Genomic DNA, 26,801 nt, shown 5'->3' on the forward strand with positions numbered 1-26,801 from the left:
CCTCGCCGGCGACCGGTCCCGGGCCGTCAGGCGGGCTGCTCCCCGGGCTTCACGGCGAGCACGGGGCACTCGGCGGTGAGCAGGATGCGCTGCGCGACGGAGCCCATGAGCAGCTTGCCGACGGGGCTGCGGTGCCGCAGCCCCACGACGACGAGGCGCGCGGACAGCTCGGCCGCGACATCGAGCACCTGCTCCGCGACGTCGCGCCCCATCTCCTGGCGCACGACGTGCGGCAGCCCGGTGCCCCGCAGCCGCTCGGCGAGGTCGGCGAGCCCGCCGGGGGCGGCGAACCGCTCGTCCACCAAGGCGTCGCCGCGGGTGCCGTTGACGACGGCGACGCCGCGCCCGCCCGCGGCGGCACCCTCGGCGGCCCAGGCGATCGCGTGCTCCAGCGCGGCGTCGCCGAACTCGTCGGGCGTCCAGGCCACCACCACCCAGCCGGCGGCCGGGGGCGGGGTCTGCTCCTGCACCGGTTCCTGCCCCGCGGTCATCGGGCGCTCCCTTCGGTCACGGTCTCGGCGTCCTCCGGGTCCTCGGCCTCCGCGACGATCCGCGACTCGGTCCGCGACCGCCACCGCGACAGCAGCGGTCGCGTCAGCAGCACCAGCGCCAGCACCGCGTAGATGGCGATGGCGAGCGGCTCGCTCCACAGGATGGCGGGGTCGCCGCCGGAGATGGTGAGCGCCTCGCGCAGCTTGGTCTCCATGAGCGGCCCGAGGATGACGCCGAGGATCAGCGGCAGCACGGGCAGCCCGAACCGGCGCATCGCCATCCCGAGCAGGCCGAACACCAGCAGCAGCGCGATGTCGAACGGGTCGAGGTTGGTGGCGTAGGCGCCCAGGCAGGCGAAGAACAGGATGCCCGCGTACAGCTGGGGCCGCGGGATGCGCAGCAGCCGCGCCCACAGCGGCGCGAGCGGCAGGTTGAGCACGAGCAGCAGCAGGTTGCCGATCAGCAGGCTGGCGAGCAGCGTCCACACCATGTCGGCGTGCTCGGTCATGAGCTGCGGGCCGGGCTGGATGCCGTACCCCTGCAGCGCGGACAGCATCACGGACGCCGTCGCCGTCACGGGCAGGCCGAGCGCCAGCATCGGCACGAGCATGCCCGCGGCCGACGCGTTGTTCGCGGCCTCCGGACCGGCGACGCCCTCGATGGCGCCCCGGCCGAACTCGTCCTTGGCGTCCGCCCGCCGCTTGGCCACGCCGCGCTTCGCCAGGCTGCGCTCGGTGACGAACGACAGGAACGTCGGCAGCTCGGCGCCGCCCGCGGGCAGCGCGCCGAACGGGAACCCGTACGCGGTGCCGCGCAGCCAGGGCTTCCAGGAGCGCTTCAGGTCCGCGCGCCTCAGCCACGGCTGACCGACCGGCACGACGCGGGCGGGCTTGCGCCGCAGGTGCGCCGCCACCCACAGGGCCTCGCCGAGGGCGAAGATTCCGACGGCCACCACGACGATGTCGAGGCGGTCCACGAGCTGCGTGACGCCGAACGTCAGGCGCGGCTGCCCGGTGTTGAGGTCCAGCCCCACCAGGCCGATCGTGAGGCCGACGAACAGCGACATGAGGCCGCGCAGCGGGCTCGCGCCCAGCACGGTCGCGGTCATGACCAGCGCCAGCACCATGAGCGCGAAGTACGACGGCGCGCCGATCTCGACGGCGACGTCGGCCAGCGCGGGCGCGAACATCGCGACGAGCAGCGTGCCGATCGTGCCGGCCACGAACGACCCGACGGCGGCCGTCGCCAGCGCCTGCGCGCCCCGCCCGGCGCGGGCCATGAGGTTGCCCTCGAGCGCCGTCATCACGGACGCGGACTCGCCGGGCGTGTTGAGCAGGATCGACGTCGTCGACCCGCCGTACATGCCGCCGTAGTACAGGCCGGCGAACATGATGAACGCCTGTGTGGGCTCCAGCCCGAACGTCACGGGCAGCAGCAGCGCGATCGCCATCGCCGGCCCGATGCCGGGCAGCACGCCGACGAACGTGCCGAGCAGCACGCCCACCGCGGCGTACAGCAGGTTCATGGGGGTGAGGGCGGCGGCGAGGCCGTCCGCCAGCAGTCCGAGGTTGTCCATCAGAGCCTCACAGGATCCCGTCGAGGACGCCGGGGGTGAGCGGGATGCCCAGCCCGACGACGAAGCCGTACCAGCTGGCCACGGCGAGCACGAGACCCACCAGCGCGTCGCGGATCACCGTGCGGCTGCCGAGCGCCCACGCCGACCCGGCGAAGAGGATGGCGCCCGCGAGCGCCCACCCGAGCCAGCTCACGGTGGCGACGGTCAGCAGGATGACGCCGACCAGCTTCAGCACCGTGGGCCAGTCGGCGGGCGTGGTGACGTCGACGTCCTCGCCCGCCTCCGGCTCGGGGCGCGACCCCCGCGCCGTCGCGACGGCCAGCAGGATGCTCGTCACGGCCAGCCCGGCGCCGATGACGAGAGGGAAGACGCGCGGCCCCACGGGGTCGGCGAAGCCCACCTCAAGTTGGATGGCGTCGTAGACCGTGTAGGCGCCGACGACGAGCAGCACGGCCGCCAGCCCGTACTGGGCGGCGTCGACGCGCGGGGCGCCCGGGCCTCGTGGCTCCTCGCCGGCCGGCCCCGCGTCGGGGGTCTCCACCTCGGTGCTCACAGCAGGTTCAGCTCCTTCAGGGTGGTCGACACCCGCTCGTCCTGCTCGCGCAGGAACCGCTCGAAGTCGTCGCCGGTGGTGAAGGCGTCGGTCCAGCCGTTGTCGGCCAGGGCCTGCTCCCACTCGGGCGAGTCGTGCATGCGGGTGAGGTAGTCGACGAGCCGGTCGCGCGCCTCGTCGCTGATGCCGGGCGGGGCGACGACTCCGCGCCAGTTGGTGAAGACGAGGTCGATGCCGGACTCGGTGAGGGTCGGGACGTCGGCGAAGGCGTCCCCTGCGACGCGCTCCTCGCCGGAGACGGCGAGCACGCGCAGCTCGCCCGCCTCGATCTGCCCCTCGAACTCGGCGAGGCCGGAGAACCCGACCTGGATCTTGTGCCCCAGCAGGGCGCTGGTCAGCGGCCCGCCGCCGTCGTAGGACACGTACCGCAGGTCCTTCGGGTCGACGCCGGTCGCCTTGGCGAGCTGCATGGGGAACAGGTGGTCGGGGCCGCCGGGCGACGACCCGCCGCCCACGACCACGGAGCCCGGGTCGTCCTCCCACGCGGCGACGAGGTCGTCGATGGTCTCGAACGGCGAGTCCGCGGGGACGAGCACGCCCTCCTGCTCCTCGATGAGCTGGGCGATCGGCGTCGCGTCGTGGGGGCGGGCGTCCACGCCGAACGAGTACGTGGAGCCGACCACGCCGAGCCCGAGCGTCATGAGGAGCCGCTCGTTGCCGGCCTCGCCCATGAGGCGCGACATGGCGACCGAGCCGCCCGCGCCGAGGATGTTGGTGACCTGGATGTCGCCGCCGGTGATGCCGTCGCGGTCCAGGACGCCGACGGCGGCGCGGCCGGTCTGGTCGTAGCCGCCGCCGGGGCTGTTGGGGATCCACATGTCGAGGTCGGTCGAGTCGTCGCCGCGCGTGACCCCGCAGGCGGCGGTCACGGCGACCAGGGCGGCCGCCAGGGTCGCGGCGACGGCGGCGCGCAGGCCGCGTCGTCGGCGGGATGTCGTCGTCGACACCGGGTACTCCAGACTGTCGGTGCTGCGGGGCGGCTGTGCCCCGGGTGAGATCGTCACAGGTGACCGCCCGGCGCGTCATCATTGGGCAACCAAAGGAGGTTGTGGAACTTGCGGTCACGACGTTCGCGCGGCACCCGGCGGCACCTGACGCTCGGCGGTCAGGTGCTCGCGCTCCAGCTCGCCGTGCTGCTCGTCGTCGTCGCGGCGGCCGCCGTCGTCTTCCTGGGGCAGGCCGACGCCGCGTTCCGCGACGACCGCGCGGACCGCCTCGAGGTGGCGGCGGAGGGCCTGGCGGGCATCCCGGCGGTGCAGGCGACGCTCGCCGCCGACGCGCCCGACACGCAGGCGCTCGCGTTCTACCTGCAGACCCGCGCGGCGTACGTCGACGCCCGCAACGCCTACCTCACCGACCCCGAGGGCCGGATCCTCGTCGCCACGGACCCGACCCGCCGCGGCGAGCGTCTCGACCTGCCCGACGACGCCGCCGCGCGCGCCGGCAGCGGCGACGTCGACGACGTGGCGGGGCGGTCGATCGCGGCGTGGGTGCCGGTGTACGGCGGCAGCGACCCGGTGCCGCAGCCGCGCGCGCCCGAGCCGGTCGCCGTCGTCGTGCTGGCCGACCCGTACCCGCCGCTGACGGAACGGCTCTCGGACGCCGGCGGCGACGTGCTCGTGGTGCTCGGCATCGGCACCGCGCTCGCGGCGGCCGGGTCGTGGCTGCTGGCGCGCCTCGTCAAGCGGCGCACGCGCGGCCTGGAGCCGGCCCAGATCGCGGCGCTCGCGGACCACCGCGAGGGCGTGCTGCGCTCGATCCGCGAGGGCGTCGTCGTGGTGGGCGACGACGGCCGGGTGAGCCTCATGAGCGACAGCGCCCGGGAGCTGCTCGGCCTCGTCGGGCCGGTCGGAGGGGCTGGCGACGCGCCCGACCCGACGGGCCGCCGCCTGGAGGACCTGGGCCTCGACCCCGCCGTCCTGGACCTGCTGCAGGGCACCGACGAGGTGCACGACGCCGTCCTGGTCGCGGGCGACACCGTGCTCGTTCTCAACCGGCGCCGCGTGCTGCACGACAGCCGCCCGGCCGGCACGGTGACCACGCTGCGCGACCGCACCGAGCTGCTGGCGCTGCAGAGCGAGCTGCACGCGCGCGAGAGCGTCACGGAGACGCTGCGCGCACAGACGCACGAGTTCAGCAACCAGCTGCACACCGTCTCCGGGCTGATCGAGCTGGGGGAGTACGACGAGGTGGGGCGGTTCGTGGAGCGGCTCACGCGGCGGCGGGCCGACCTGAGCGACGTCGTGACGACGCGCGTCGCCGACCCGGCGGTGGCGGCGCTGCTCATCGCCAAGGCGACGCTCGCGGACGAGCGGCACGTGGAGCTCGTCGTCGACCCGGGCAGCGCGCTGCCGCGCCTCGACCCGGACCTGTCCGCGGACGTCGGCACCGTGCTCGGCAACCTCGTGGACAACGCCGTCGACGCCGCGGCCTGGGCCGCGGGCCCCGACGCGCACGGCGTCACGGCGCCCGCCATGGTCCGGGTGCGCCTGGCGCTGGACGGGCCGGCGCACGACGTCCTCGTCGAGGTCGCGGACACCGGGCCCGGCGTGCCGCCCGAGCAGGCCGACGCGATCTTCCGGCGCGGGTGGAGCACCAAGCCGCACGGCGCGACCGGCCGGGGCGTGGGGCTCGCGCTCGTGCACGTGCTGGTGCAGCGCCGCGGCGGGCGGGTGACGGTGCACAATGGCGACGCCCCGGCCGGGGAGGGCGGCGCCGTGTTCATCGCACGGCTGCCGCGGGCCGTCGCGGGCACCGGACGGACCGATCAGGGGGTGCAGCAGGCGTGAGCCTCGACGTGCTGGTGGTGGAGGACGACTTCATGGTCGCGTCCATCCACCGCCGCTTCGTGGAGCGGGTCCCCGGGTTCCGGGTGGTCGGCGAGGCGCACTCGGGCGCCGACGCGCTCGCCGCCGTCGAGGCCCTGCACCCCGACCTCGTCCTGCTCGACGTGCACCTGCCGGACATGAGCGGCATCGAGGTGCTGCGGCGCCTGCGGGCGGCGGGCCACGACCTCGGCGTCGTCGTCATCACCGCCGCCCGTGAGGCCGACACCGTGCGTGCCGCCGCGGCCGGCGGGGCGGCCCATTATCTCGTCAAGCCGTTCGCGTCCGACGACCTCACGGCGCGCCTGCAGGAGTTCCGCCGCGCCCGCGCGGCGCTGGAGGGTCTGGACGACGACAGCGCCGCCGGCAGCCCGGCCGAGATCCAGGCCGACATCGACGCCGTCTTCGCCCGCCCGCCGCAGGCGGCCGCGCCGCGCGATCCCCTGCCCAAGGGCCTCAGCCAGGAGACCGCCGACGTCGTGCTCGCCGCGCTCGCGGACGGCGCGGAGCTCAGCGCCACCGAGTGCGCCGACGCCGTCGGCGTCAGCCGGGTCAGCGCCCGCCGCTACCTGGAGCACTTCGCGACGACGGGGCGTGCCGCGGTGCGCCTCAACTACGGCACGGCGGGGCGCCCCGAGCGCCGCTACCGGCTGCGCTGAGCCGGCAGCGGCGCCCGCCGGGCGTCAGGGGAGCGGACGCCCGGCGACCGATCAGGAGCCCGAGCCCGGCCCGTACACGAACGCCTCGGTCATGCCGCCCTCGACGAGGTCCACGCGGGCGCACGAGGCGCCGTCGTCGACCACCTCGGTCGTCGGCACCTCGTACTCCTCGTCCGCGTACACCTCGTCGACGACGGCACGGGCCTCGTCGAGCGAGACGCACTCGTCCGTGATCCGCTCGCGCAGGGCGTCGATCGCCGGGTCGTCGTCGGGCCCGTGGAGCCGCTCGAACGGGTCCTCGGACGCGAAGAGCTGCACCTGGCGGTCGCCGACGGACACCTCGCCGTCGGAGCACGGCGGCGCGGCGCCGGGCGCCGCGTCGGGCGCCGGCTCGGACTCCGGCGTGACCACCGTCCAGTCCTGCAGGCCGAGCCGCTCGATCTCGCCCTGCGCCCAGGCGGCGACCCCCGGGACCGTGCGGCACCCGCTCCTGCCGCCGTCGACCGTGTCGGCCATGCTCCGCTGCAGCTCGACGACGCCGCCCTCGACCGCCTGCGTGCCCTCCAGCCGCTGCACGCCCGCAGGCACCTGGTCGGCGGGAGCCACGATCGTCTGGCCGTCCCACGCGAAGGCGACGGGGTCCTCGATCGGGGGCAGCCCCTCCTCGGCGAGCAGCGTGGTGCAGTCGGCGTACGGGTCGCCGGTGATCCACGAGCCGGCGGCGTCGAGGTGCAGCCCCTCGGGGGCGTCCGCGTTCCAGACGTGCACGCACGCGACGCCCTCGCCGCTGGAGCCCTGGAACGCCTGGATCGCCGCGTACGCGACGCCGCCCCCGGTGAGGACGGCGGCCAGGCCGATCGCGACCGCGCCTCGGCGCCCGAGCCGGCGTCGACGGGGGAGCGGGTCGTCGGCGGTGGGGAGGGTCGGCGCCGTCGCGCCGTCGGTGCTCGTCATGGTGATCTCCTCGCGCAGGGCGGCGAACGCCGCCTCGTCCACGGCGTCGAGGGGGGCTCGGCGGGCGGGGTCCGCGGCGCCCAGCCGCTTCATCAGGTCGCTCATCACGCCTCCTCGGTTCCGGGGCGGGCTGGTGCCCACCCGCTGATCACCTGTCCGGCCGCGTCGGTGCGTTGCACGGCCGGCTCGGTGCGCCGCACGCGGGGGACGTCGTCCGCCGCGGCGAGCGAGGCGAGCTGGTCGGCCAGCCGCCGTCGTGCGCGGTGCAGCCGGACGCGCACCGTGGCGCGGGAGACGCCGAGCACGAGGGCGATCTCGTCCCGCGCCAGCTCCTCCCAGGCGACCAGTCGCAGCAGCTCCTGGTCGTCGTCGCCGAGGCGCGCGAGCGCCCGCTCGACGTCGCTGACGTCGTCGTCGGACGGCGGCGGCACCGCCTCGACGACCTCGGCCCGCAGGCGGTCGGCGAGGGCGAGGCGGCGCCGGGTCCCGCGGTGGAGGTTCGCGAGGACGCGGCGCGCGACGCCGAACATCCACGGCCGCGCGTCGGTCCCGGAGGGGACGTCCTCGATGCGTCGCCAGGCGACCAGGAACGCCTCGGCGACGACGTCGGCGGCGTCCGCGGGGTCGGCGACGCGCCGCACCGCGTAGGCGAGCAAGGGGCGGTGGGTGGCCTCGAAGAGCGCGGTGAAGCGCGCCTCGTGGTCGGGCGGTTCGGGGGCTGGCATCGGTGGCCCTTCGGCAGGGAGGCGGTGACGACGGTGTCATGTCCGGCTCGGGTCAGGGCGTTGCAGGCCCTTCCGGCGACCGGTCGTCGCCCAGCACGCGCGCCGTGATGCGGGGCAGCGCGTCCGCCAGCGCGGCGGGCCGCGGGGTGCGGGTGACGAGCGTGACGCGCACCGTCCCGGGCACCGGGGACGGCACGACCCGGTCGCCCGGCGCGGCGTACCAGCGGGCGGTGAGCTCGGGCATGAGCGCGGGGCAGCCCAGCTCGCGCGCGATGCGGAGGGTGGCCTCGGTGGTGGGGCCGCGGCGCGGGACGGCGCCCAGCGCAGACAGCCGCCGGTGGGTGGCCTCGCCGGCCAGGTCGATGAGGCTGTAGACGACGGTGCGGCCCGCGAACGGCCGGCTCCCGGCGGCGAGCGGCGCGACGCCGTCGGGCAGCACGACCACCCGAGGCGACTCGCCCAGCGGGGTGCGCTGGAGGCCGCGCGGCACCGCCATCTGCTCCGCGACGGTGACGATCGCGGCGTCCAGCGTGCCCTCGTGCACCTGCCGCACGAGGTTCGGGCCGTGGTCGACCTCCGGGAGGATCGTGACCTCGGGCAGTTCGAGCTCGACGGCCGTGAGCACCATCGGGCTGAGGGCCTGGATGGTGCCGACCGACAGGGTCGGCGCGGCGACGGCGGCGAGCACCTGGTCGGGCAGGGCGTCCAGGTCGGCCAGCAGCCCCGCGGCCAGGCGGGCGAGCTCGCGGCCGGCCGGGGTGGGCCGGGCGCCGGTGGTGTCGCGGTCGAACAACGGCGTGCCGAGACGGCGCTCCAGGGCGGACAGGCGCCGGCTCGCGGACGGCTGCGCGACGAGCAGCTCGCGGGCGGCCGCGCCCACCGAGCCGTGCCGCGCGACCGCCTCGGCGAGCTGCAGGTCGTCCACCGTCAGACGGGAGGTCATGCCTCCAGCGTATGAGCGAGTTGCCCACGACGCCGTCTACCGGCGTCGGCCTCGGCCGCCGAGGATCGAGGCATGCGCCGTCCCCTGCTGATCCTCACCGCGATCACCTTCGTCACCTGGGTGGGTGCGCGGATCACGGCCGTCGCGCTGCCACTCGTGGCGCTCGCCGAGACGGGGGAGGCGTGGGCCACCGGCCTCGTCGGCGGCATGTCGGGGCTGCCGCTGCTGACGGTCGGCTGGTGGGGTCGCGGCCTGCGCGAGCGGCTCGTGTCCGGGCGGGCGCTCGCCGTCGTCATGCTGGCGCAGGTCGCGGGGCTCGCGATCGTGCCGGTCGCGGCGCTCGTCGGCCACGTGGGAGCGGTCAGCCTGTGCGCGTCCGGCCTCGTGACCGGCGTCGCCGGCGCGCTGCTCGGCCCTGCGGAGCGCGCGTTCGTCGCCGACCTCGCGGACGCCGGACGCCGTGATGCTGAGGCGCGCTCCGCGGGCTCCGCGGGCGGCGCGACGGCCGCCCGGTGGCTCGCGTGGCAGGACCTCGCGCACCGGGTGTCGATGATCTTCGCGCCGCCCCTGGGAGCGTGGCTGGTCGTGGCGTGGGGCGCGGAGCCGCTGCTGTGGTGCCAGGCCGCGGTCGTGCTCGCGGCGGCCGCGGCCATGCTGGGTGTCCCGCGGGCGGACGGCCGCGCCCCGGCGCGGGGCGAGGCGGCGCGGGGCGAGGCGGAGCCGACGGCGGTGCTCGCGGTCCTGCGCGCGCACCCGCAGGTCGCGGCGGGCATCGTCGCGGCGGGCGTCGGCGGGCTGTGCTGGTTCGGCTTCAGCCTCGGGCTGGCCGTCCTCGGCGTGGAGCACGGGATGCCCGGCGCGCTCGTCGCGGCGGGGATGAGCGGTTACGGCGCGACGTCGGTCGCCGCGTCGCTGGCGGCGCCGCTGGTCGTCGACCGGCTGCCGCGCCTCGCGACGGCGGTCGGGGCGTGGGCGGTGCTCGGCCTGTCGTTCGCGGCGCTCCCGGCGGTGGTGCCGAGCGTGGTGGGGGTCGCGCTCGTGTCCGCCGTCGGCGGCCTGGCGACGCCGTTCGGGATCGCCGCGCTCAACGCGCTGATCAGCGAGCAGACCTCCGGGCCCGAGCGGCGCGCGGCGTTCACCGCCGAGACCGTGCTGCACTCGGGCGGCGCCTCGCTGGGGCTGCTCGTGGGCGGCGCGGTCATCGGGTGGGTCGGCGCCGGGCCGGTGCTCGTCGCCGTGGGCGCGGTGCAGGTCCTCGTCGGCGGCGTCGGGCTGGTGGCGTCCCGGGCCCTCGGCGCCGGCGGGCGGACGACGGCCGAGGCGCCGGCCGCCGCCGTCAGCGGCTGAGCGACGCCGTGTCCGGCCCGGTCCCGTCGAAGGCCGCCCGCGCCGTCTCGACGTCGGGCAGGACGGACGTGGACCAGGCCAGCAGCGCGTCCACGAGGTCCTGGAGCGTGCTGCCCAGCGCCGAGACGCGGTACTCGACGGCGACCGGGCGGGAGCTGAGGAGGTTCCGCTCGACCATGCCGTTGCGCTCGAGCCGCCGGAGCGTCGCGGTGAGCGACTTCTGCGTCACGGCGGGGACGCTGCGGCGCAGCTCGTTGAACCGCTGCGGGCGTTCGCAGAGGGACTCGAGCACCTGCAGCGACCACTTGTCGAGCACCTGGTCGAGGAGCTCACGGTGGGCGGGCGTCAGGGCGGCGGGGGTGGTCTCGTGCACGACACCTAGTCTCGTTGAAGTGGCCTGAGGCGACCAGGTAGACATCAGATACCTGCCCGCACCACCGGAAGGACCCGCCATGACCGTCGACCTCCGCACCCCGCCCGGCATGCTCCAGCCCGTCCCGTACCACCACGTCGCCGTCGGCACCGGCACCCGCCACGTGCACGTGGCCGGGCAGGTCGCCCGCGACGCCGAGGGGCGGCCTGTGGCCGCCGACGACCTGGCCGGGCAGGTCGCGCAGGCGCTCCGCAGCACGGCCCGGGGTCTTGCCGGGGCGGGGGCAGGGTTCGCCGACGTCGTCCGGCTGCGGTTCTTCGCCGTCCGCTGGCACCCCGACAAGTACGGCGACCTGCTGGCCGGGATCGAGCGGGTGGCCGAGGAGCTCGGCATCCCGCAGCCCTGGCCGCCCGTGTCGCTCCTCGGCATCGACTCCCTCTTCGAGCCGGACGTGCTCGTGGAGGTCGAGGCGTACGCCGTCCTGGACTGACGGTGGGCGCCGCCCGCGGGCCCGCGTCCCTCTGACAGGGTGGAGGCATGCGTCTCCTCCTGCTGCGACACGGCCAGACCCCCTCCAACGTGGCGGGCCTGCTCGACACCGGCGCCCCCGGCCCCGGGCTGACCCCGCTGGGCGAGCAGCAGGCCGCCGCCGTGCCCGTCGCCCTGCAGGGGCGGCGGATCGACGCCCTCGCGGTGTCATCGCTGGTGCGGACGTCGTACACCGCCGGCCCGCTGGCCACCGACCGCGACCTGCGCCCCACGGTGCTCGACGGGCTGCGCGAGGTCGAGGCCGGCGCCCTCGAGATGTCGTCCGACCTGGCCGACCACCACACCTACCTCGAGACGGTGTTCGCCTGGTCACGCGGCGACCGGTCGCGGCGCATGCCCGGCGGGCCCGACGGGCATGCGTTCCTCGCCCGGTTCGACGACGCGGTCGCGGCGCTCATGTCCCTCGGTCGCGAGGCCCGCGACCGCGGCGTCGTCCTCGCCGTCTCGCACGGCGCCGCCATCCGCGCGTGGTCGGGCGCGCGTGTCCGCGGGCTCGACGTCGAGGAGCTGGCGCACACCCCGCTCGCCAACACCGGCCTCATCGAGGTCGAGGGCGACCCGGAGTCCGGCTGGCGGCTCGTGGACTGGCGGCGCGAGCCCGTCGGCGGCGCGCAGCTCGACGCCGTCGTCGCGCACGACCCGACAGGAGAGCCGGTCGACGACTGAACGGCGGCCACGACGTGGTGCCCGGTGTCGTGTCCCGGCCCTGAGCGGACACCAGGGACGACGTCGACGCGGGAACGGTGCCAGCATGCGTCCATGACGACGGTGACGCTGCGCCCGATGACCCCGGCCGAGTTCGACGAGTGGCAGGACGCCCTGGCGGCGGACTACGCGGCGGAGCAGGTCGCCGCGGGCCGCTGGCCGTACGAGGGCGCGGTGCGGCGGGCCCGCGACGAGTCCGCAGCGCTCCTGCCGCAGGGGCCGGCGACCGAACGGATGCTCGTCCGCCTCGCCGTCGACGCCGTCGGCGAGCCGGTCGGGCGCTCCTGGGTGGCGCTGGACCCGCCGCACGGGACGGCGGGGATCGCGTTCCTCTACGACATCGAGGTCGTCGAGTCGCGACGGGGCCAGGGCCTGGGGCGCGCGCTGCTGGAGGCGACGGAGGACGCCGCCCGGCAGGCGGGCGCCACCGCGCTGGAGCTGAACGTCTTCGGCCGCAACGCCGCCGCCGTCGCGCTGTACGACTCCGCCGGGTACGCCGTCGTCACGCAGCAGATGCGCAAGGCGCTCTGACGGTTCGGCGGGGGCCGAAGCGTCCCGCCCCGATGCTGGGGGCATGAGCCAGACCGCCGCTGCCTCCGTGCGAGACCCCGGGCCCCAGGGCGCCCCGTCGTCGCACGTGACCATCGACCCACCGGTGCTGTACGTCGGCACCCCGATCGCGCTGGTCACCACGACCAGCCCCGACGGGTCGGCGAACATCGGCCCGATGTCGTCGGCCTGGACGCTGGGGCGCACGGTCGTGCTGGGCTGGGGCGCCGGCTCGCAGACGCTCGCGAACCTCGAGCGCGAGGGGGAGTGCGTGGTCAACTTCCCGCACGCCGACCGCTGGTCGCAGGTGGAGGCGATCGCGTTGTTCAGCGGCAGCGACCCGCTCCCGCCGCACAAGGAGGGCCGCTTCCGCAGCGCGGGGGACAAGTGGACACCGGGCGGCTTCACCGCGCAGCCGTCCACGCTGGTGCGCCCGCCGCGCATCGCCGAGTGCGCGATCCAGTGCGAGGCGGAGGTGCAGGCGGTCCACGCCCCCGCGGGTCCTGACGGCGAGGACTTCCGCATCGTCGAGGTCTACGTGCGCGCGGTCCACGCGGACCGGGCCGTCGTGGACACCGTCACCGGGCACGTCGACACGGGCGCGTGGTCGCCGGCCCTCTACGTGTTCCGCGAGTACTTCGGTACCGGCGCCCGCCTCGGGCGGACCCGGCGCCGCTGACCGTTCCCGGCCGGGTCAGCCGTCCCGGGTGCCGGCCTCGCCGCCGAGCGCGGCCACCAGGTGCGCCGCCACGGCGGCGGCGTTGGCGCGCAGGACGTCGGCCGGCACGTCGGGCAGGTTCTCCGCCCAGTCCAGCAGCGGCGACCCGCGGAGCTGCAGCACCCGGGCGGGCCTGCCGAGGAACGCCAGGTGCAGGTGCGCCCCGCCGTCGCCCCACTTGGCGAGCTGCACGCGGCCCACGCTCGGCAGCGCCTCGACGGCGGCCGACACCGCGACGATCAGCTGCCCCATCTCGGCCGCGAGGTCCGCGGGCACCGACGGCAGGTCGCAGTGCGGGGCGACGGGCACCAGGGTGAGGAACACGGGCAGGCTCTGCGCGAGGTCCGCCGTGAGCACCCACCGCTCGTTGCGCCAGACCCAGCCCTCGAACCGGGCCGTCCGTTCCTCGGGGGTCCCGGCGCACCAGCAGTCGGCGGGATCCTCGCCGCGCCGCGGCGGCTCGGCGTCGGCCAGCGGGCGCAGGGGCTTCATCCGGAGGGAGTCCGCCTCGTACGGGTAGATGTCCCAGCCGGGCATCTCCTCGACGGCGACCGGCAGCCGCCCGTCCGGGCCGGTCTGCGCGGCGACGCGGGCGTAGTACTCCTCGGCGGACTCGGGGTGCATGGGGCGATCCCACCACAGGCCCGGCGATTCTTGCCGTGACCGTTCTCCGCGCGACACTGGGGGGAGCACTATCTGCCAAGACGAGGAGTACCAGGTGCCCCAGGGAACAGTCCGATGGTTCGACGCCGACCGCGGGTTCGGCTTCATCGACCTCGGGAACGAGGCCGAGGACCTCTTCGTGCACGCGTCCGAGATCGTCGGCGAGGACGGGCCGAAGCAGCTCCGCGAGGGGCAGACCGTCGAGTTCGAGGTGGGCGAGGGCGACCGTGGCCCGCAGGCGCGACGCGTCCGGGTCACGGGCGACCGGGCCGCCGACGCCCCGGTGGGCGTGCTCGGCACCGTGAACTGGTACGAGCCGACCAAGGGGTACGGCTTCGTCACGCCCGACGACGGCGGCGTCGAGATCTTCGTGCACAGCTCGGCGATCGTCGGGGGCGGGGTGATCGCGGAGGGCCAGCGGGTCGCGTTCATGGTCGTCGAGGGGGAGAAGGGTCCGCAGGCGGACCACCTGCTGCCGCTCGCGTCGGAGGCGGCGCGGCCGGCCTCCGACGGCGGGGACGGCACCGTCTCCTGGTTCGACGACACCAAGGGCTTCGGGTTCATCGCCCCTGACGCGGGCGGCGCGGACCTCTTCGTCCACGTCAACGCGCTCGGCCCGGGCTTGAGCTCGCTGGCCGAGGGCGCGCGCGTGACGTTCGACGTCGTCGACGGCGACAAGGGGCCGAACGCCCGCGACGTGCGGCTCGTGCGCGGCTCCGGGGGCGCGCACGGGGCCACCGGGCGTGACCGTGACCGGGGGGACCGTGGCCGGTCGGGCCGTCCCGCGGCGTCCGGCGGTCCGGTGCGCGGCGGTGAGGGCACCGTCGCGCGCTACGACGCGGACCGCGGCTTCGGCTTCATCACCCCCGACGCGGGGGGCGCGGACCTGTTCGTGCACGTGTCGGTCGTGCAGGGCGGCGAGTACCTGGAAGAGGGCGACCGGGTCCGGTTCAAGGTGCGCCAGAGCGACCGCGGGCCGCAGGCCGACCGCGTCGAGCTGATCTGAGCGCGAGCCGGCCGGAGCATCCGCCCCGCTGTTCGCTCACAGCGAACAGCGGGGTCTGCCTGCGGGAATATCGACGCCCCGAGCAAGGTTGAGCCAAGCAGACTCAACTTTGGCGCCCGCGGTTTGCGAGGCGGGGAGGCCGAGATTTACGTTGAGTGCAGTTGACTCAACCTCGGGTGCACAGGCGCCCGGACGTACGCATGGAGGCAGCACACATGGCTCGAGCAGTCGGTATCGACCTGGGTACCACCAACTCGGTGGTCGCCGTCCTGGAGGGCGGCGAGCCCACCGTCATCGCGAACGCGGAGGGGTCGCGCACGACGCCGTCCGTCGTCGCGTTCTCCAAGACCGGCGAGGTCCTCGTCGGTGAGGTGGCCAAGCGTCAGGCGGTCACCAACGTCGACCGCACCATCTCGTCGGTCAAGCGCCACATGGGCACCGACTGGTCGGTCGAGATCGACGACAAGAAGTACACCGCGCAGGAGATCTCCGCGCGCGTGCTCGGCAAGCTCAAGCGCGACGCCGAGGAGTACCTGGGCGAGCCCGTCACCGACGCGGTCATCACCGTCCCGGCGTACTTCAACGACGCCGAGCGCCAGGCGACCAAGGACGCCGGCCAGATCGCGGGCCTCAACGTGACCCGCATCGTCAACGAGCCCACCGCGGCGGCTCTCGCCTACGGCCTGGAGAAGGGCAAGGAGGACGAGCTCATCCTGGTCTTCGACCTGGGCGGCGGCACGTTCGACGTCTCGCTCCTCGAGGTCGGCAAGGACGAGGACGACTTCTCCACCATCCAGGTGCGCGCCACGTCCGGCGACAACCGCCTCGGCGGCGACGACTGGGACCAGCGCATCGTGGACCACCTCATCAAGCAGGTGAAGAACAGCGCGGGCGTCGACCTGTCCAAGGACAAGATCGCCCTGCAGCGTCTGCGCGAGGCGGCCGAGCAGGCCAAGAAGGAGCTCTCGTCCGCGACGAGCACCAGCATCTCGATGCAGTACCTGTCGATGAGCGAGAACGGCCCCGTCCACCTGGACGAGAAGCTCACGCGGGCGCAGTTCCAGCAGATGACGCAGGACCTCATCGACCGCACCAAGGCGCCGTTCCACGCGGTCATCCGCGACGCCGGCATCTCGGTCTCCGACATCGACCACGTCGTGCTCGTGGGTGGTTCCACCCGCATGCCGGCCGTGACCGAGGTCGTCAAGGAGCTCACCGGTGGTCGCGAGCCCAACAAGGGCGTCAACCCGGACGAGGTCGTCGCCGTGGGCGCGGCCCTGCAGGCCGGCGTCATCGGCGGCGAGCGCAAGGACGTGCTGCTCATCGACGTCACCCCGCTGTCCCTCGGCATCGAGACCAAGGGCGGCGTGATGACCAAGCTCATCGAGCGCAACACGGCCATCCCGACCAAGCGCAGCGAGATCTTCTCCACGGCGGAGGACAACCAGCCGTCCGTGGCGATCCAGGTCTTCCAGGGCGAGCGCGAGTTCACCCGCGACAACAAGCCGCTGGGCACGTTCGAGCTCACCGGCATCGCCCCGGCGCCGCGCGGCGTCCCGCAGATCGAGGTCACCTTCGACATCGACGCGAACGGCATCGTGCACGTGTCCGCCAAGGACCGCGGCACGGGCACCGAGCAGTCGATGAAGATCACCGGCGGGTCGGCCCTCCCCAAGGAGGACATCGACCGCATGGTGAAGGACGCCGAGGAGCACGCCGCCGAGGACAAGAAGCGTCGCGAGGAGGCGGAGACCCGCAACCAGGCCGAGGCCTTCGCGTACTCGATGGAGAAGCAGATCGCGGACAACCGCGACAAGCTCCCCGCCGAGGTCGTGACCGAGGTCGAGGCCGACATCGCCGGCGTCAAGACCGCCCTGGAGGGCGAGGACGCCGACGCGGTGAAGGCCGCGTACGAGAAGCTCGGCGCGTCCTCGCAGAAGATCGGCCAGGCGCTCTACGCCACGGCCGAGCAGGAGCAGGCCGCGGGCGACACCCCGGCGGCGGAGGACGACGCGGCCGCTGCCGCGGGCGCGACGTCCGCCCCCGACGAGGACGTGGTCGACGCCGAGATCGTCGACGACGAGGACGACAAGAAGTGACGGACGAGAACACGCAGGGGACCCCCGAGCCCGAGGGCTCGGGGGAAACCCCGTTCAGCTTCACGGACAAGCGGAAGGTCGACCCGACGTCCGGGGAGGCCCGGGAGGCGTCCGGCGCCGCCGGCGACCAGGGCGAGCCCGAGGGCGTCGACCCGCTCGCGGCGCTCGACTTCGAGCCCGAGGGCGAGGCCGCCGAGAGCGCCGAGGTCCTGGCGGCGAAGGCGGAGGCGGCCCAGCACCTGGACGCGCTGCAGCGCGAGCGGGCGTCGTTCACGAACTACCGCAACCGGTCGCTGCGCGACCAGGAGGCGGCGCGGACCCAGGGCACGCAGGACGTGCTCGCCGCGCTGCTGCCGGTGCTCGACGACATCGAGCGCGCCAAGCAGCACGCCGAGCTGAGCGGGCCCATGGCGGCCATCGCGGAGAAGCTCGACGCGTCGCTGGCGAGGTTCGGCATCGAGCGGTTCGGCGCGGTCGGGGAGGAGTTCGACCCCAACGTCCACGAGGCGCTCATGCACAACGTGGACCCCGAGGCGACGGTGACCACCGTCGCGATGGTGGTCGAGCCCGGCTACCGCATCGGCGACCGGGTCGTCCGCGCCGCCCGCGTGGGCGTCGTCGGCCCCGAGTGACACCATCCGCGAGATCGACCTGCCCGTCGTGAGACCGACCTGCCCAGGGTCGAACTCACGACGGGCGGGTCGATCTCGCGGACAATGACAGGAAGGAGGGCGTCGTGACAGGTCAGGACTGGATCGAGAAGGACTTCTACTCCGCTCTCGGCGTCCCCAAGGACGCGGACGACGCGGCCATCAAGAAGGCGTACCGCAAGCTCGCGCGCCAGTACCACCCGGACCAGAACCCGGGCGACGCGTCGGCGGAGGCGAAGTTCAAGGAGATCGGCGAGGCGTACGCCGTGCTGTCCGACTCCGAGCAGCGCCAGCAGTACGACGCCGTGCGCGCCATGGCCGGCGGCGCCCGCTTCGCGGCGGGCCCGGGCGGGGGCGGCGGCAACGGGTTCGAGGACGTCTTCGGCTCGATGTTCGGCGGCGGTGCCGGCCCGAACGTGCGCTACCAGCAGTACCCCCAGGGTGGTGCGGGCGGCGGGGGCTTCGAGGACATCCTCAGCTCCATGCTCGGCGGCCAGGGGGGCTTCCGCGGCGGCCGGCAGCGCGCCGGCTTCACCACGCCGCAGAGGGGCCCGGACGTCGCGGCCGAGACCACGCTGCCGTTCCGTACGGCGGTGGAGGGCGCCACCGTCGAGTTCACGGTGGACGGCCGCAAGGTCAAGACCAAGATCCCCGCCGGGGTGAACGACGGCCGCAAGCTGCGCATCCGCGGCAAGGGGCGCCCGGGCTCGGGCGGCGGCGACGCCGGCGACCTCGTGGTCACCGTGCACGTCGCGCCGCACCCGGTGTTCACGCTCGACGGCGCCAACCTGCGCATGACGGTCCCGGTGACGTTCGCGGAGGCCGCGCTGGGCACGACGGTCGAGGTGCCGACGCTCGACGGGCACACCGTGAAGCTCAAGGTGCCGGCCGGCACGCCCACCGGGCGGGTGCTGCGGGTCAAGGGCCGCGGCGTCAGGACCACGAAGGCGCAGGGCGACCTGCTGGTCACGGTCCAGGTGGCCGTGCCGCAGAAGCTCAGCAAGAAGGCGAAGGAGGCGCTCGAGGCGTTCGCCGCCGAGAGCGACCACGAGGACGTGCGGGCGGGGCTCGCGCAGCGCGCGGCGGAATGACGCCGCGGCGGGGCGCGGGCCGACCGGCCCGGGGCGGCACCGAGGAGCGGCACCGAGCGAGGAGGTAGCGATGGTCACCGAGGACGCGCCGGTGCTGACCGTGTCGCAGGCGGCCCGGCTCGCGGGCATGCACCCGCAGACGCTCCGGCAGTACGACCGCCTCGGGCTGGTCACGCCGCGCCGCACCGCCGGCCGCGGCCGGCGCTACTCCCAGCGCGACGTCGCACGGCTGCTCGAGGTGCAGCGCCTCGCGCAGGTGGAGGGCATCAACCTCGCCGGGATCCGGCGCATCCTCGACCTGCAGGAGCACGTCGCCCAGCTCGAGGGCCGGCTCGCGGCGCTCGCCCTGCAGCCCGGAGGCCGGGTGTTCACGGCCGGCACGACGGGCGACGTCGTCGTCGTGCGCCGCGGCCAGCGCGTGCGCCGCGCGGAGCGGGCCGATCTCGAGGCCGAGGAGGGCGCGCTGGTGCTGTGGCGCCCGCACCGCCGCGGCTGACGACTTTCCGCAACGCAATTCTTCGCTAATTCTCGGGGCAATGGGTAAGGCATTCCTTATTCGACCCGTCGCGAATTCGATCGCGCATTCACTGTGCAATTCCGTGCGAGAGGAATATCGTGGTCGAAGGCGGCGAGAGCCGGCGTCGAGCGGCGAGGAGCGCACCATGAGCACGCTGATGGAGATGCCCGAGGTCACCGAGTGCACGGTCGAGGGCTGCGGCTACAACCACGACCACGGCTGCCACGCCGGGGCGGTGACGATCGCGGGGCACAGCGGCGACGCGGCGTGCGCCACGTTCATCCCGCTGAGCTCCAAGGGCGGCCTCGAGAAGGTCGTCGCCCACGTGGGCGCCTGCCAGCGCGGCGACTGCGTCCACAACACCGACCTCGAGTGCGCGGCGTCGGCCATCCGCGTCGGCCCCGGCCCCGACGACGAGAGCCACGCCGACTGCCTCACGTACGCGCAGCAGTGACCCGATCCCCGGGGCGCCCCCGGGGCGGCTAGCGGGCCAGCTGCGTCAGCAGCTCGACGGCGGCGGCGTGCGACGTCGGGAGGCGCTCCACCCACACCCGGGTGGGGCGCCTCAGCACGTCCCCGAGGCCCATGAGCGCGGCGTTGCGCTCCACCACCCCGCGGGTGGCCTTGGCCAGGTCGGGCACCCCCGTGTCGCGCCGCGCGAGCACCGTGAACACGCCGTCCGTGAGGGCGGCCATCGGATGACCCTCCCCGAAGACCTGCTCGAGGGCGCGGCCGACGGTCGCGGAGCGTGCGGCGCGGTCCCACGGGGCGAGGCCGTCGACGGCGACGTCCACGACGACGAGGCAGTGCGTGTCCGGCGCGCCCTGGTCCGCGCCGACGGCGGCGCCGTACGTCTCCCGCAGCCGCTCGGCCAGGTACTCGCGGGTGGGCAGCCCCGAGCTGGGGTCGCGCAGCGCGCCGAGGGCCGGCTCTGCGTCCCGGCCTCGCACCCACCCGACGGCGACCGCGCGGATCGCGTCGGGGTCCGGCGGGCGGTGGGCGGAGCGGTACAGGCACTCGACGTCGTCCAGCGTCTCGCCCAGGCCGACGCCGGCCCGCCCGCGCGCGGCGCCGAGCCGGTGCGCGGCGGCGTGGGGGGAGCGGCCCTCGTCGAAGGCCTCGACGAGGGCGTCGACGGCGGGGTGGTACCAGTCGTCGGGACGCAGCCACACCTCGGCGAGACTCGTCGCGCGCCAGCGGTCGAGCACGTCCGGGACGTGCTCGGGTGCGTCGTGCTCGGGCGCATCGTTCTCGGGCGCGCCGCGGGGCCCGCTCGTGGACCGGTTCATGTGGATGGGACCGCCATGGTCAGCCATCATGACGCAGTTGTCGGCCACTTTCATCGGTAGGTGCCCCGGGATAGCCCTCTCCGCTGCCCGAGGCACGGAAAACTGCGGGAATCCTGCGCTGTTCCTGGGGAATTTCACCCCGGAGGACGAGGCGGGGAGCACGTAGAGTACGGGAGTCTGCGGTTGGGTGCGCAGTGCAGCCAGAGTGAGGTCGGCCATGACGGACGTCTACGTGGGGTCAGACGACTCGGCGCGCAGCGACGCCGAGCTGATCCTCGACGTGCGCGGCGGTGACCTCGAGGCGTACGGGGCCCTCTACACCCGGCACGTCCCGGCGGCGCGAGCTGTGGCCCGGCAGTACGTCCGGTCGTCGGCCGACGCGGACGACCTCGTGTCGGAGGCGTTCCACCGCGTGCTCGACGTGCTCCAGCACGGCGGCGGCCCGGACGCGACCTTCCGCGCCTACCTGCTCACCGTGGTGCGGCGCCTCGCCGCCGACCTCGCGCGGGGCGTGAAGCGCACCCGCCCGACGTCCGACGACGGCACGTTCGAGGCCGCGCTCGGCCTCGTGGACCCCACCGACGTCGCCACGTTCGAGGGCTTCGAGCACTCCGTGGTCAAGAACGCCTACCAGGCGCTGCCGGAGCGCTGGCAGGCCGTGCTCTGGTACACGGAGATCGAGGGGCGTGCGCCCGCGGAGGTGGCCCCGATCCTCGGGCTCACGCCCAACGGCGTGTCCGCGCTCGCCTACCGCGCTCGCGAGGGGCTGCGGGTCGGCTACCTGCAGGAGCACCTCACGCACGCGCCCACCGACGGCTGCCGCGTCGTGAACCCTCTGCTCGGCGCCTACGTGCGGGGCGGCCTCGCCCGGCGCGAGGTGGCGAAGGTCGACGCGCACCTCGAGACGTGCGGGGAGTGCCGGTCCCTCGTGCTCGAGCTCGGGGACATCGCGCACGGCATGCGGGCGGTCGTGGCGCCGCTGGTCGTCGGGCTCGCGGGCCTCGCCGTCGTCGGCGCGCTGCCCATCGGGGGCGCGCTGGGCGGTGCCTTCGGCGGGTCCGTCGCGGCCGGGAGCGTGGGGGCCGGCAGCGCCGCGGGTGCCGGGAGCGCGGGGAGCGTCGGCGCGGTCGCGGGCACCAGCACCGCCGCGTCGGGCACGGTCGGCACCGGCGTGGTCGGGGGCGCGAGCATCACCGGCGGCGCGGGCGTCACGAGCAGCGCCGCCGCCGGGACGACGGCGGCCGCGACGGCCGGTACGACGGCGGCCGGGACGACGGCCGCCGGAGCCGCCACGGCGACCGCCGCCACCGCGGGCACGACGGCGGCGGCTACGGCGGGCACCGCGGCCGCTGCGGGCGCCGCCGTCGGCACGGCGAGCGTCGCCGCCGCGGCGAGCGCGGTCGCCGTCGCGACCGTCGGGGTCGTCACGGTGCTCAACGCGCTCGGCGGCGGGGAGGAGCCGCCCACGGCCGCGCCGCAGGCGCCCGTGACCGTCCAGGGCGCCCCGTGGACCCCGCCCGGGGAGCAGCCGGGCGAGGGTGCGGTGCGGCCCGCCGAGGACGAGCCGGACGAGCCGGCCGAGCCCAGCGCCGACCCGACGAACCCGGTCAACCTGCTCGGCACCACGATCTTCGCCCCCGTCGCGGACCTCACGGTCACGGCCGCCGGTGCCCCCCTCGACCCGCGCACGGCGCAGCCCCTGGTGCTCACCGTCGCCAACACGGGGAAGGCCACGGCGAGCGAGACGGTCGTCGAGGTGGCGCTCCCGGACGGCGTCGACCTGGCCATGCCACAGGCGCCGGCCGGCGCGTCCGTCGGCGACGTGCTCGCGGCGGACGCCCTGTCGTGCACGCCGGGGGACACCACGGCGCGGACGGCGCGCTGCACGGTCGGCACCCTCGAGCCGGGCACGTCCCGCGACGTCTCGGTGCCGGTGCGCGCGAACGCCGGCGGCAGCTACGCGATCGGGGCCGCGGTCTGGGCCGAGGGCGTGGGGCGGGAGAACATCGCCCTGCCGCCCACCACCGTGCGGCCGTTCGGCGCGGAGCTCACGGCCTCCAGCGGCGACGCCGTCCCGGTCTCGAACCCGGGCGCGGCCTGGGTGCCCGTCACGGTGCGGAACACCGGCGACCAGCCCGCCGCCGCCTGGTCGGTGCAGCTGGGCGTGCCCGCCGGGCTGCGGCCCGTCACGAGCGACGGCGACCTCGCCTGCGTGCCGGGCGCGGGCGGCGACCAGGGCGCCGTCTGGACCTGCGTGGCCAAGCCCGAGGCCGCCCCGCTGTCGCCGGGCGAGCAGCGGTCCGTCCGGCTGCGCGTCGTCGCGGACGGCTCGGCCACGCCCGGGCCGATGGCGGTCTCCGCCGCACCGCAGCTGCCCGGCTCCCCGCACACCGTGGGCGGCAACGCCGCGGTGACGGTGGCGCAGTCGTGGGCCGGCGCGGCCTCGGGGGCACGCGCGGTCGAGGCCCGGTGCGCCGCGGTCGGCGGCGTGGCCACGGCCTCCGCCGTGGTCGAGGGCACGTACGTCAACCTCACCGACCAGAGCCTCGCGGTGCGGCTCGACGCCGCGGGAGACACCGCCGCGGCGGCGCAGGAGGTCGCGCCGGGTGCGTCGGTCACCGTGCGGGTGCCCGACGGGCTCCGGGTCCCCGCGGGCGGCGCCACGTGGACGGTCGCGACGACCCTCGGCGGCCAGACGTACCGGACCAGCGTGCCCGCCGGGACGCACGGTTCCGCGGAGTGCTACGACCCGAGCTGGGCCGTCTCGAAGACCGCCGAGACCGTGAACGTCGACGGCCGCCTGCAGGTGCGCGGCACGCTCACCAACACCAGCGACGAGGCGATGCGGGTCGCGATGACCGCCGCCGGGGTCAGCACCGAGCCGAAGCGGCTCGCGCCGGGCGAGAGCGCGACCTTCGTCGCCGCCACGGACCGCACGTCGCTCTCCGCGGGCGCCGCCGAGTTCCAGCTGTACCGCTGGGTGGCCGACCGCGACAACGACGAGCCCGCGCAGGGCGTGGTGCCCGCCGTCGCCCCGACGGCGTCGTACGACGCCGCGACGCTCGCGCCCGCCGTCGGCGGGCCGGTGACGCTCACCGCGGCCGAGTGCCGGTTCGACGCCTCCGCCGACAGGTCGTGGCGCACCGTCACCGTCCCCGTGGACAACGGCGGCTCCACGCACGCGGTGCGCTTCGCGGCGTCGGACGGTGCCGGGAACGGGGATGCCGCGACGGTCGCCGCCGGCGCCACCGGCACCCTCACGGTGTCCGTGCCGTGGGGCACCCGCAGCCTGGCGGTCACCGCCGACGGGCGCGACCTCGCCACCGTGGACGTGCCGGCCTTCGAGAGCTGCGCCACGGTGACCTGGCCCGGATCGGTGGACGTGTCCACCGCGACCCGGTGCGTCGACGACCGGGCGCGGGTGGAGGTCGACGTGCGCAACCGTGGCGACGTCGCGTGGACGGCGGCCCTCGGCGACGGGGACGGGACGTCGGTCGAGCCGGGCTCCACCGCCACGCTCCGCACCTCCCCGGGCGGGCTGACGGCCGACGCCGGCCACGTCACGGTGCGGCTCTCCCGCGAGATCGAGAAGCGCACGCGGTCGGTCGAGCGGACGTTCGACCACGACGCCGTGTCGTGCGTCGTCGTCGACCCGCAGGCGCGGCTGGACCCGGGCGCCGTGCAGGTGGAGAAGGGGCGGTGGCGCTCGACGTCCACCCGGGCGGTGTCGGTGGTGCTCGACAACACCGGGTCGTCGGTGCCGCAGGACTTCGCGGTGCGCGGCTCGAACGGCGCGTCCGTCGACGTGACCGTGCCCGCCCGCCAGAGCCTGACCGCCGACGGGGGCACGGTGCGGGGCCGCGACGGCGCCAGGTACACCGTGCGCGCCGGCGACTGGTCCGCCGACCTCGCCGTCGACCCCTTCACGGGCACGACCGGCTGGTGCGCGGACCGGGTCCGCTGGAGCGGTGGGTACGAGGTGGGCGACGTCGCGTCGTGGCGCGGCGCGAACTACCGCTACGTCGGCCGCGGCGAGGACGGCCCGGACAGCGCGCAGAAGCGTCAGGACGGGGACCACGCCCGGGGTCACGGCTGGGGCCGCACCTGGGAGCGCATCGGGGACTGCGAGTACCGCTGAGCCCTCCCGGGCCCGGACCGGTCAGACGATGCCGTACAGCCGGTCCCCGGCGTCGCCCAGGCCGGGCACGATGTACTTCTGGTCGTTGAGCCGCTCGTCGACGGCGGCCACGACGATCTGCACGTCGACGCGCGAGCCGATCGCGTCGTCGAGCACCTTCAGCCCCTCGGGGGTGGCGAGCAGGCACACGGCGGTGACGTCGCGGGCGCCGCGCTCCAGCACGTAGTCGATGGCCGCGACCAGCGTGCCGCCGGTGGCGAGCATCGGGTCGAGGAGGAACACCTGCCGGTCGGTGAGGTCGTCGGGCAGGCGGTTCGCGTACGTGACGGCCTCGTACGTGGACTCGTCGCGCTGCAGGCCGAGGAAGCCGACCTCCGCCGTCGGGATCATCCGCGTCATGCCCTCGAGCATCCCCAGCCCGGCCCGCAGGATCGGCACCACGATGGGGCTCGGGTCGCTGAGGCGCACGCCCGTGGTCGTGGTGACCGGGGTGCGGATCTCCTTCGGCTCCGTGCGCACGTGCCGCGTCGCCTCGTAGGCGAGCAGGGTCACGAGCTCGTCGACGAGGAGACGGAACGTCGCCGACGGGGTGTTCTCGTCGCGGAGGACGGTGAGCTTGTGGTCCACCAGCGGGTGGTCGGCGACGTGCAGGCGCATGGACCCACGGTACCGGCGGGAAGGGTCCGGGCACCTCTCCGCGGCTAGCCTGGTCCTGTGACGTCCGACGCCGCGCCCGGTCCCGTGCGCCCCGGCCTCGCGCTGCCCTGGGCGGACGGCGAGTTCCCGCCGCACACGGTCAGCCAGCGGCGCGCGGTGTGGGACGCGCTCATGGGGCTGGCGCTGCACGAGGCGTCGCACGCTCTCGCGTCCGACGACGTCCCCGTGGGCGCGCTCGTCGTCGACGCGGACGGCCGGCTCGTCGGGCTCGGTCGCAACCGCCGCGAGGAGACCGGGGACCCGACGGCGCACGCCGAGGTGCTCGCGCTGCGGCAGGCCGCCACCACGCGCGGCGAGTGGCGGCTCGAGGGCTGCACGCTCGTCGTCACGCTCGAGCCGTGCGTGATGTGCGCGGGTGCGCTCGTCGCGGCGCGCGTGCGGCGGCTCGTCCTCGGCGCCTGGGACCCCAAGGCCGGCGCCACGGGTTCCGTGTGGGACCTCGTGCGCGACCAGCGCGCCAACCACGCCGTCGAGGTGGTCGGCGGCGTGCGCGAGGACGAGTGCGGCGGAATCCTGCGAGACTTCTTCGAGTCCCGCCGCTGACGACGACGTCCGTGCGGGCCGATGAGTCCCCACGACGACGGAGGTCAGCACGGCATGGACACGACGGCACGCCCGGCGGCACCCACCCTGGCCGACTACGCCCGGCACAGCGCGTTCTCCGACCCCGGCGCGCACGCCGACCTGCTCCGGGAGGTCGCCCCCGACCAGGCGTCGGTCGGCGCCGCGGCGTGCGCGACGATCGTGCACTACCGTGCCGGCGGGGTGCCGCTGCGGGACGAGCAGCGCGCGGACGTCGACCGCCGGTGGCTGGCGTCGCTGCTCGACGCCGCCGTCGAGCGCCGCCCCGGGCCGCTCGCCGCGGACCGCGAGCCCGCCCAGCTGGTCGCCGGGTGCTGCCGCGACCACACGCTGTTCTCCCTCGGGGTGCTGCGCCAGCACGGCGTGCCCGCCCGGTCGCGGATCGGGTTCGCCGGGTACTTCGAGCCGACGTTCTTCCACGACCACGTCGTCGTCGAGCACTGGGCGGACGACGGCGCGGGCGGGGGACGCTGGGTGCGCTGGGACCCCGAGCTGCCCGACGACGGCTCGTGGGGGTTCGACGTGCGCGACATGCCCACCGGGCCGGCGTCGCCGTTCCCCACCGCTGCCGAGGTGTGGCGCGCGATCCGCGCCGGGGCGGTGGACCCGGCGTCCTACGGCGTCGCGCCGGACCTGCCCGAGCTGGGGGGCAAGGACTTCGTGCGCGGCTACGTGCTGCTCGAGCTGGCGCACCGGATGCGCGACGAGGTGCTGCTGTGGGACGTGTGGGGCGCCCTGCCTCCCCACCGGGGCCTGGCGGCGCTCGCCGCCGCATCGCCGCCCGGGTACGTGCCCGCGGTGCCGCTGTCGGACGACGCGTGGGACGCCGTCACCGACGCCCTCGCCGCGCTGCTCGTGGCCGCCGACGCCGGCGACAGCGACGCGGAGGCCACCCTCGCGGAGCGCTACCGGTCGGGGCTGGGGCCGCAGGCGCGCGTGGCGACGCTCTCGCCGACGGGGCGCGTCGGCGTCACCGACCTGCGCGAGCGCACCACGAGCTGGGCCGCCGCCCCGGCCTGAC

The 26,801-nt window shown here is 75.4% G+C and carries 27 protein-coding genes; 16 read left to right on the forward strand and 11 right to left on the reverse strand.

The window, feature by feature from the left end; all coding sequences use genetic code 11:
* Positions 1-26: 26 nt before the first annotated feature.
* The 4 genes from ACQP6G_RS18260 to ACQP6G_RS18275 are packed head-to-tail and all read right to left on the reverse strand — an operon-like array spanning position 27 to position 3,628.
* Positions 27-491, reverse strand: coding sequence for a universal stress protein (locus ACQP6G_RS18260; RefSeq protein WP_429766420.1), 465 nt, complete (start codon positions 489-491; stop codon positions 27-29).
* A complete protein-coding gene (locus ACQP6G_RS18265; protein ID WP_429766422.1) occupies positions 488-2,068 on the reverse strand; it encodes a tripartite tricarboxylate transporter permease in 1,581 nt (526 codons plus the stop codon). The genes ACQP6G_RS18260 and ACQP6G_RS18265 overlap by 4 nt, the downstream gene beginning before the upstream one ends.
* Before the next feature lie 7 nt (positions 2,069-2,075).
* The gene (locus ACQP6G_RS18270) at positions 2,076-2,621 is read right to left on the reverse strand and encodes a tripartite tricarboxylate transporter TctB family protein (protein WP_429766424.1); all 546 of its coding nucleotides are present in this window, start codon (positions 2,619-2,621) and stop codon (positions 2,076-2,078) included.
* A complete protein-coding gene (locus ACQP6G_RS18275) occupies positions 2,618-3,628 on the reverse strand; it encodes a Bug family tripartite tricarboxylate transporter substrate binding protein (RefSeq protein ID WP_429766426.1) in 1,011 nt (336 codons plus the stop codon). The genes ACQP6G_RS18270 and ACQP6G_RS18275 overlap by 4 nt, the downstream gene beginning before the upstream one ends.
* Positions 3,629-3,736: 108 nt before the next feature.
* Here ACQP6G_RS18275 and ACQP6G_RS18280 point away from each other — a divergent pair, with 108 nt between their 5' ends.
* Complete coding sequence (locus ACQP6G_RS18280; RefSeq protein WP_429766427.1) at positions 3,737-5,470, forward strand: sensor histidine kinase; 1,734 nt, start codon at positions 3,737-3,739, stop codon at positions 5,468-5,470.
* On the forward strand, positions 5,467-6,165 hold the full coding sequence (locus ACQP6G_RS18285) for a response regulator (protein ID WP_429766428.1): 699 nt from the start codon (positions 5,467-5,469) through the stop codon (positions 6,163-6,165). The genes ACQP6G_RS18280 and ACQP6G_RS18285 overlap by 4 nt, the downstream gene beginning before the upstream one ends.
* Positions 6,166-6,216: 51 nt before the next feature.
* Here ACQP6G_RS18285 and ACQP6G_RS18290 read toward each other — a convergent pair whose 3' ends face one another.
* From ACQP6G_RS18290 to ACQP6G_RS18300, 3 genes are read right to left on the reverse strand one after another with little or no spacing between them, the layout of a single operon-like run.
* Positions 6,217-7,224, reverse strand: coding sequence for a hypothetical protein (locus ACQP6G_RS18290; RefSeq protein WP_429766430.1), 1,008 nt, complete (start codon positions 7,222-7,224; stop codon positions 6,217-6,219).
* On the reverse strand, positions 7,224-7,844 hold the full coding sequence (locus ACQP6G_RS18295; protein WP_429766431.1) for an RNA polymerase sigma factor: 621 nt from the start codon (positions 7,842-7,844) through the stop codon (positions 7,224-7,226). Before ACQP6G_RS18295 ends, ACQP6G_RS18290 begins: the two co-directional genes overlap by 1 nt.
* Positions 7,845-7,896: 52 nt before the next feature.
* Positions 7,897-8,787 carry a LysR family transcriptional regulator gene (locus ACQP6G_RS18300; RefSeq protein ID WP_429766432.1) on the reverse strand — a complete coding sequence of 297 codons (891 nt, stop codon included), beginning with the start codon at positions 8,785-8,787 and terminating at the stop codon, positions 7,897-7,899.
* Positions 8,788-8,859: 72 nt separating this feature from the next.
* Between ACQP6G_RS18300 and ACQP6G_RS18305 the strand changes: the two genes are divergently transcribed.
* Positions 8,860-10,134 (forward strand): MFS transporter, encoded by a 1,275-nt coding sequence (locus ACQP6G_RS18305; RefSeq protein ID WP_429766434.1) that lies wholly within the window; start codon positions 8,860-8,862, stop codon positions 10,132-10,134.
* Here ACQP6G_RS18305 and ACQP6G_RS18310 read toward each other — a convergent pair.
* The gene (locus ACQP6G_RS18310) at positions 10,124-10,507 is read right to left on the reverse strand and encodes a winged helix-turn-helix transcriptional regulator (protein ID WP_429766436.1); all 384 of its coding nucleotides are present in this window, start codon (positions 10,505-10,507) and stop codon (positions 10,124-10,126) included. The genes ACQP6G_RS18305 and ACQP6G_RS18310 overlap by 11 nt on opposite strands.
* A gap of 79 nt (positions 10,508-10,586) precedes the next feature.
* On the opposite strand from ACQP6G_RS18310, the gene ACQP6G_RS18315 reads away from it, so the two are divergent.
* From ACQP6G_RS18315 to ACQP6G_RS18330, 4 genes are all read left to right on the forward strand, one after another.
* Positions 10,587-10,997 (forward strand): RidA family protein, encoded by a 411-nt coding sequence (locus ACQP6G_RS18315; protein ID WP_429766438.1) that lies wholly within the window; start codon positions 10,587-10,589, stop codon positions 10,995-10,997.
* A gap of 47 nt (positions 10,998-11,044) precedes the next feature.
* A complete protein-coding gene (locus ACQP6G_RS18320; RefSeq protein WP_429766439.1) occupies positions 11,045-11,722 on the forward strand; it encodes a histidine phosphatase family protein in 678 nt (225 codons plus the stop codon).
* Positions 11,723-11,815: 93 nt separating this feature from the next.
* The gene (locus ACQP6G_RS18325; RefSeq protein ID WP_429766441.1) at positions 11,816-12,292 is read left to right on the forward strand and encodes a GNAT family N-acetyltransferase; all 477 of its coding nucleotides are present in this window, start codon (positions 11,816-11,818) and stop codon (positions 12,290-12,292) included.
* Between the two features lie 43 nt (positions 12,293-12,335).
* Complete coding sequence (locus ACQP6G_RS18330; RefSeq protein WP_429766442.1) at positions 12,336-12,989, forward strand: flavin reductase family protein; 654 nt, start codon at positions 12,336-12,338, stop codon at positions 12,987-12,989.
* Positions 12,990-13,004: 15 nt separating this feature from the next.
* Here the strand turns inward: ACQP6G_RS18330 and ACQP6G_RS18335 are convergent, their stop codons facing one another.
* Positions 13,005-13,652 carry a hypothetical protein gene (locus ACQP6G_RS18335; protein ID WP_429766443.1) on the reverse strand — a complete coding sequence of 216 codons (648 nt, stop codon included), beginning with the start codon at positions 13,650-13,652 and terminating at the stop codon, positions 13,005-13,007.
* 94 nt (positions 13,653-13,746) lie between these two features.
* Here ACQP6G_RS18335 and ACQP6G_RS18340 point away from each other — a divergent pair, with 94 nt between their 5' ends.
* From ACQP6G_RS18340 to ACQP6G_RS18365, 6 genes are all read left to right on the forward strand, one after another.
* Positions 13,747-14,697: a cold-shock protein gene (locus tag ACQP6G_RS18340; protein ID WP_429766445.1), complete on the forward strand. Its 951-nt coding sequence runs from the start codon at positions 13,747-13,749 to the stop codon at positions 14,695-14,697.
* A 215-nt stretch (positions 14,698-14,912) separates the two neighbouring features.
* Positions 14,913-16,796 carry a molecular chaperone DnaK gene (gene dnaK / locus ACQP6G_RS18345; RefSeq protein WP_429766447.1) on the forward strand — a complete coding sequence of 628 codons (1,884 nt, stop codon included), beginning with the start codon at positions 14,913-14,915 and terminating at the stop codon, positions 16,794-16,796.
* Entirely contained in the window at positions 16,793-17,428 is a 636-nt protein-coding gene (gene grpE / locus ACQP6G_RS18350; protein WP_429766449.1) for a nucleotide exchange factor GrpE, read from the forward strand. Before dnaK ends, grpE begins: the two co-directional genes overlap by 4 nt.
* 104 nt (positions 17,429-17,532) lie before the next feature.
* A complete protein-coding gene (locus ACQP6G_RS18355) occupies positions 17,533-18,537 on the forward strand; it encodes a DnaJ C-terminal domain-containing protein (protein WP_429766451.1) in 1,005 nt (334 codons plus the stop codon).
* A 70-nt stretch (positions 18,538-18,607) separates the two neighbouring features.
* Positions 18,608-19,033 (forward strand): heat shock protein transcriptional repressor HspR, encoded by a 426-nt coding sequence (locus ACQP6G_RS18360; protein WP_429766453.1) that lies wholly within the window; start codon positions 18,608-18,610, stop codon positions 19,031-19,033.
* Positions 19,034-19,199: 166 nt separating this feature from the next.
* Complete coding sequence (locus tag ACQP6G_RS18365) at positions 19,200-19,508, forward strand: DUF1540 domain-containing protein (RefSeq protein ID WP_429766455.1); 309 nt, start codon at positions 19,200-19,202, stop codon at positions 19,506-19,508.
* A 28-nt stretch (positions 19,509-19,536) separates the two neighbouring features.
* Here the strand turns inward: ACQP6G_RS18365 and ACQP6G_RS18370 are convergent, their stop codons facing one another.
* Positions 19,537-20,343, reverse strand: coding sequence for a hypothetical protein (locus ACQP6G_RS18370; protein ID WP_429766457.1), 807 nt, complete (start codon positions 20,341-20,343; stop codon positions 19,537-19,539).
* A gap of 217 nt (positions 20,344-20,560) precedes the next feature.
* Here ACQP6G_RS18370 and ACQP6G_RS18375 point away from each other — a divergent pair, with 217 nt between their 5' ends.
* Complete coding sequence (locus tag ACQP6G_RS18375) at positions 20,561-24,481, forward strand: sigma-70 family RNA polymerase sigma factor (RefSeq protein ID WP_429766459.1); 3,921 nt, start codon at positions 20,561-20,563, stop codon at positions 24,479-24,481.
* A 21-nt stretch (positions 24,482-24,502) separates the two neighbouring features.
* On the opposite strand, the gene upp is transcribed toward ACQP6G_RS18375, so the two are convergent.
* The gene (upp, locus tag ACQP6G_RS18380) at positions 24,503-25,138 is read right to left on the reverse strand and encodes a uracil phosphoribosyltransferase (protein WP_429766460.1); all 636 of its coding nucleotides are present in this window, start codon (positions 25,136-25,138) and stop codon (positions 24,503-24,505) included.
* 171 nt (positions 25,139-25,309) lie between these two features.
* Here upp and ACQP6G_RS18385 point away from each other — a divergent pair, with 171 nt between their 5' ends.
* Both ACQP6G_RS18385 and ACQP6G_RS18390 read left to right on the forward strand, forming a co-directional pair.
* Positions 25,310-25,741, forward strand: coding sequence for a nucleoside deaminase (locus ACQP6G_RS18385; protein WP_429766818.1), 432 nt, complete (start codon positions 25,310-25,312; stop codon positions 25,739-25,741).
* Positions 25,742-25,795: 54 nt separating this feature from the next.
* Positions 25,796-26,800 carry a transglutaminase-like domain-containing protein gene (locus tag ACQP6G_RS18390; RefSeq protein ID WP_429766462.1) on the forward strand — a complete coding sequence of 335 codons (1,005 nt, stop codon included), beginning with the start codon at positions 25,796-25,798 and terminating at the stop codon, positions 26,798-26,800.
* Position 26,801 lies beyond the last annotated feature (1 nt).

Origin of the sequence: Isoptericola nanjingensis, from assembly GCF_050311635.1 — a bacterium.
In the GTDB taxonomy this organism is placed as follows: Bacteria; Actinomycetota; Actinomycetes; order Actinomycetales; family Cellulomonadaceae; genus Isoptericola; species Isoptericola nanjingensis.

Coding starts and splice junctions, on each gene's coding strand:
- ACQP6G_RS18265 (WP_429766422.1), bottom strand. CDS start 2,068: ATGGACAACCTCGGACTGCTGGCGGACGGCCTCGCCGCCGCCCTCACC.
- ACQP6G_RS18315 (WP_429766438.1), top strand. CDS start 10,587: ATGACCGTCGACCTCCGCACCCCGCCCGGCATGCTCCAGCCCGTCCCG.
- ACQP6G_RS18290 (WP_429766430.1), bottom strand. CDS start 7,224: ATGAGCGACCTGATGAAGCGGCTGGGCGCCGCGGACCCCGCCCGCCGA.
- ACQP6G_RS18330 (WP_429766442.1), top strand. CDS start 12,336: ATGAGCCAGACCGCCGCTGCCTCCGTGCGAGACCCCGGGCCCCAGGGC.
- ACQP6G_RS18375 (WP_429766459.1), top strand. CDS start 20,561: ATGACGGACGTCTACGTGGGGTCAGACGACTCGGCGCGCAGCGACGCC.
- dnaK (WP_429766447.1), top strand. CDS start 14,913: ATGGCTCGAGCAGTCGGTATCGACCTGGGTACCACCAACTCGGTGGTC.
- ACQP6G_RS18260 (WP_429766420.1), bottom strand. CDS start 491: ATGACCGCGGGGCAGGAACCGGTGCAGGAGCAGACCCCGCCCCCGGCC.
- ACQP6G_RS18305 (WP_429766434.1), top strand. CDS start 8,860: ATGCGCCGTCCCCTGCTGATCCTCACCGCGATCACCTTCGTCACCTGG.
- ACQP6G_RS18365 (WP_429766455.1), top strand. CDS start 19,200: ATGAGCACGCTGATGGAGATGCCCGAGGTCACCGAGTGCACGGTCGAG.
- ACQP6G_RS18360 (WP_429766453.1), top strand. CDS start 18,608: ATGGTCACCGAGGACGCGCCGGTGCTGACCGTGTCGCAGGCGGCCCGG.
- ACQP6G_RS18320 (WP_429766439.1), top strand. CDS start 11,045: ATGCGTCTCCTCCTGCTGCGACACGGCCAGACCCCCTCCAACGTGGCG.
- ACQP6G_RS18370 (WP_429766457.1), bottom strand. CDS start 20,343: ATGAACCGGTCCACGAGCGGGCCCCGCGGCGCGCCCGAGAACGATGCG.
- ACQP6G_RS18385 (WP_429766818.1), top strand. CDS start 25,310: ATGGGGCTGGCGCTGCACGAGGCGTCGCACGCTCTCGCGTCCGACGAC.
- upp (WP_429766460.1), bottom strand. CDS start 25,138: ATGCGCCTGCACGTCGCCGACCACCCGCTGGTGGACCACAAGCTCACC.
- ACQP6G_RS18325 (WP_429766441.1), top strand. CDS start 11,816: ATGACGACGGTGACGCTGCGCCCGATGACCCCGGCCGAGTTCGACGAG.
- ACQP6G_RS18300 (WP_429766432.1), bottom strand. CDS start 8,787: ATGACCTCCCGTCTGACGGTGGACGACCTGCAGCTCGCCGAGGCGGTC.
- ACQP6G_RS18335 (WP_429766443.1), bottom strand. CDS start 13,652: ATGCACCCCGAGTCCGCCGAGGAGTACTACGCCCGCGTCGCCGCGCAG.
- ACQP6G_RS18295 (WP_429766431.1), bottom strand. CDS start 7,844: ATGCCAGCCCCCGAACCGCCCGACCACGAGGCGCGCTTCACCGCGCTC.
- ACQP6G_RS18390 (WP_429766462.1), top strand. CDS start 25,796: ATGGACACGACGGCACGCCCGGCGGCACCCACCCTGGCCGACTACGCC.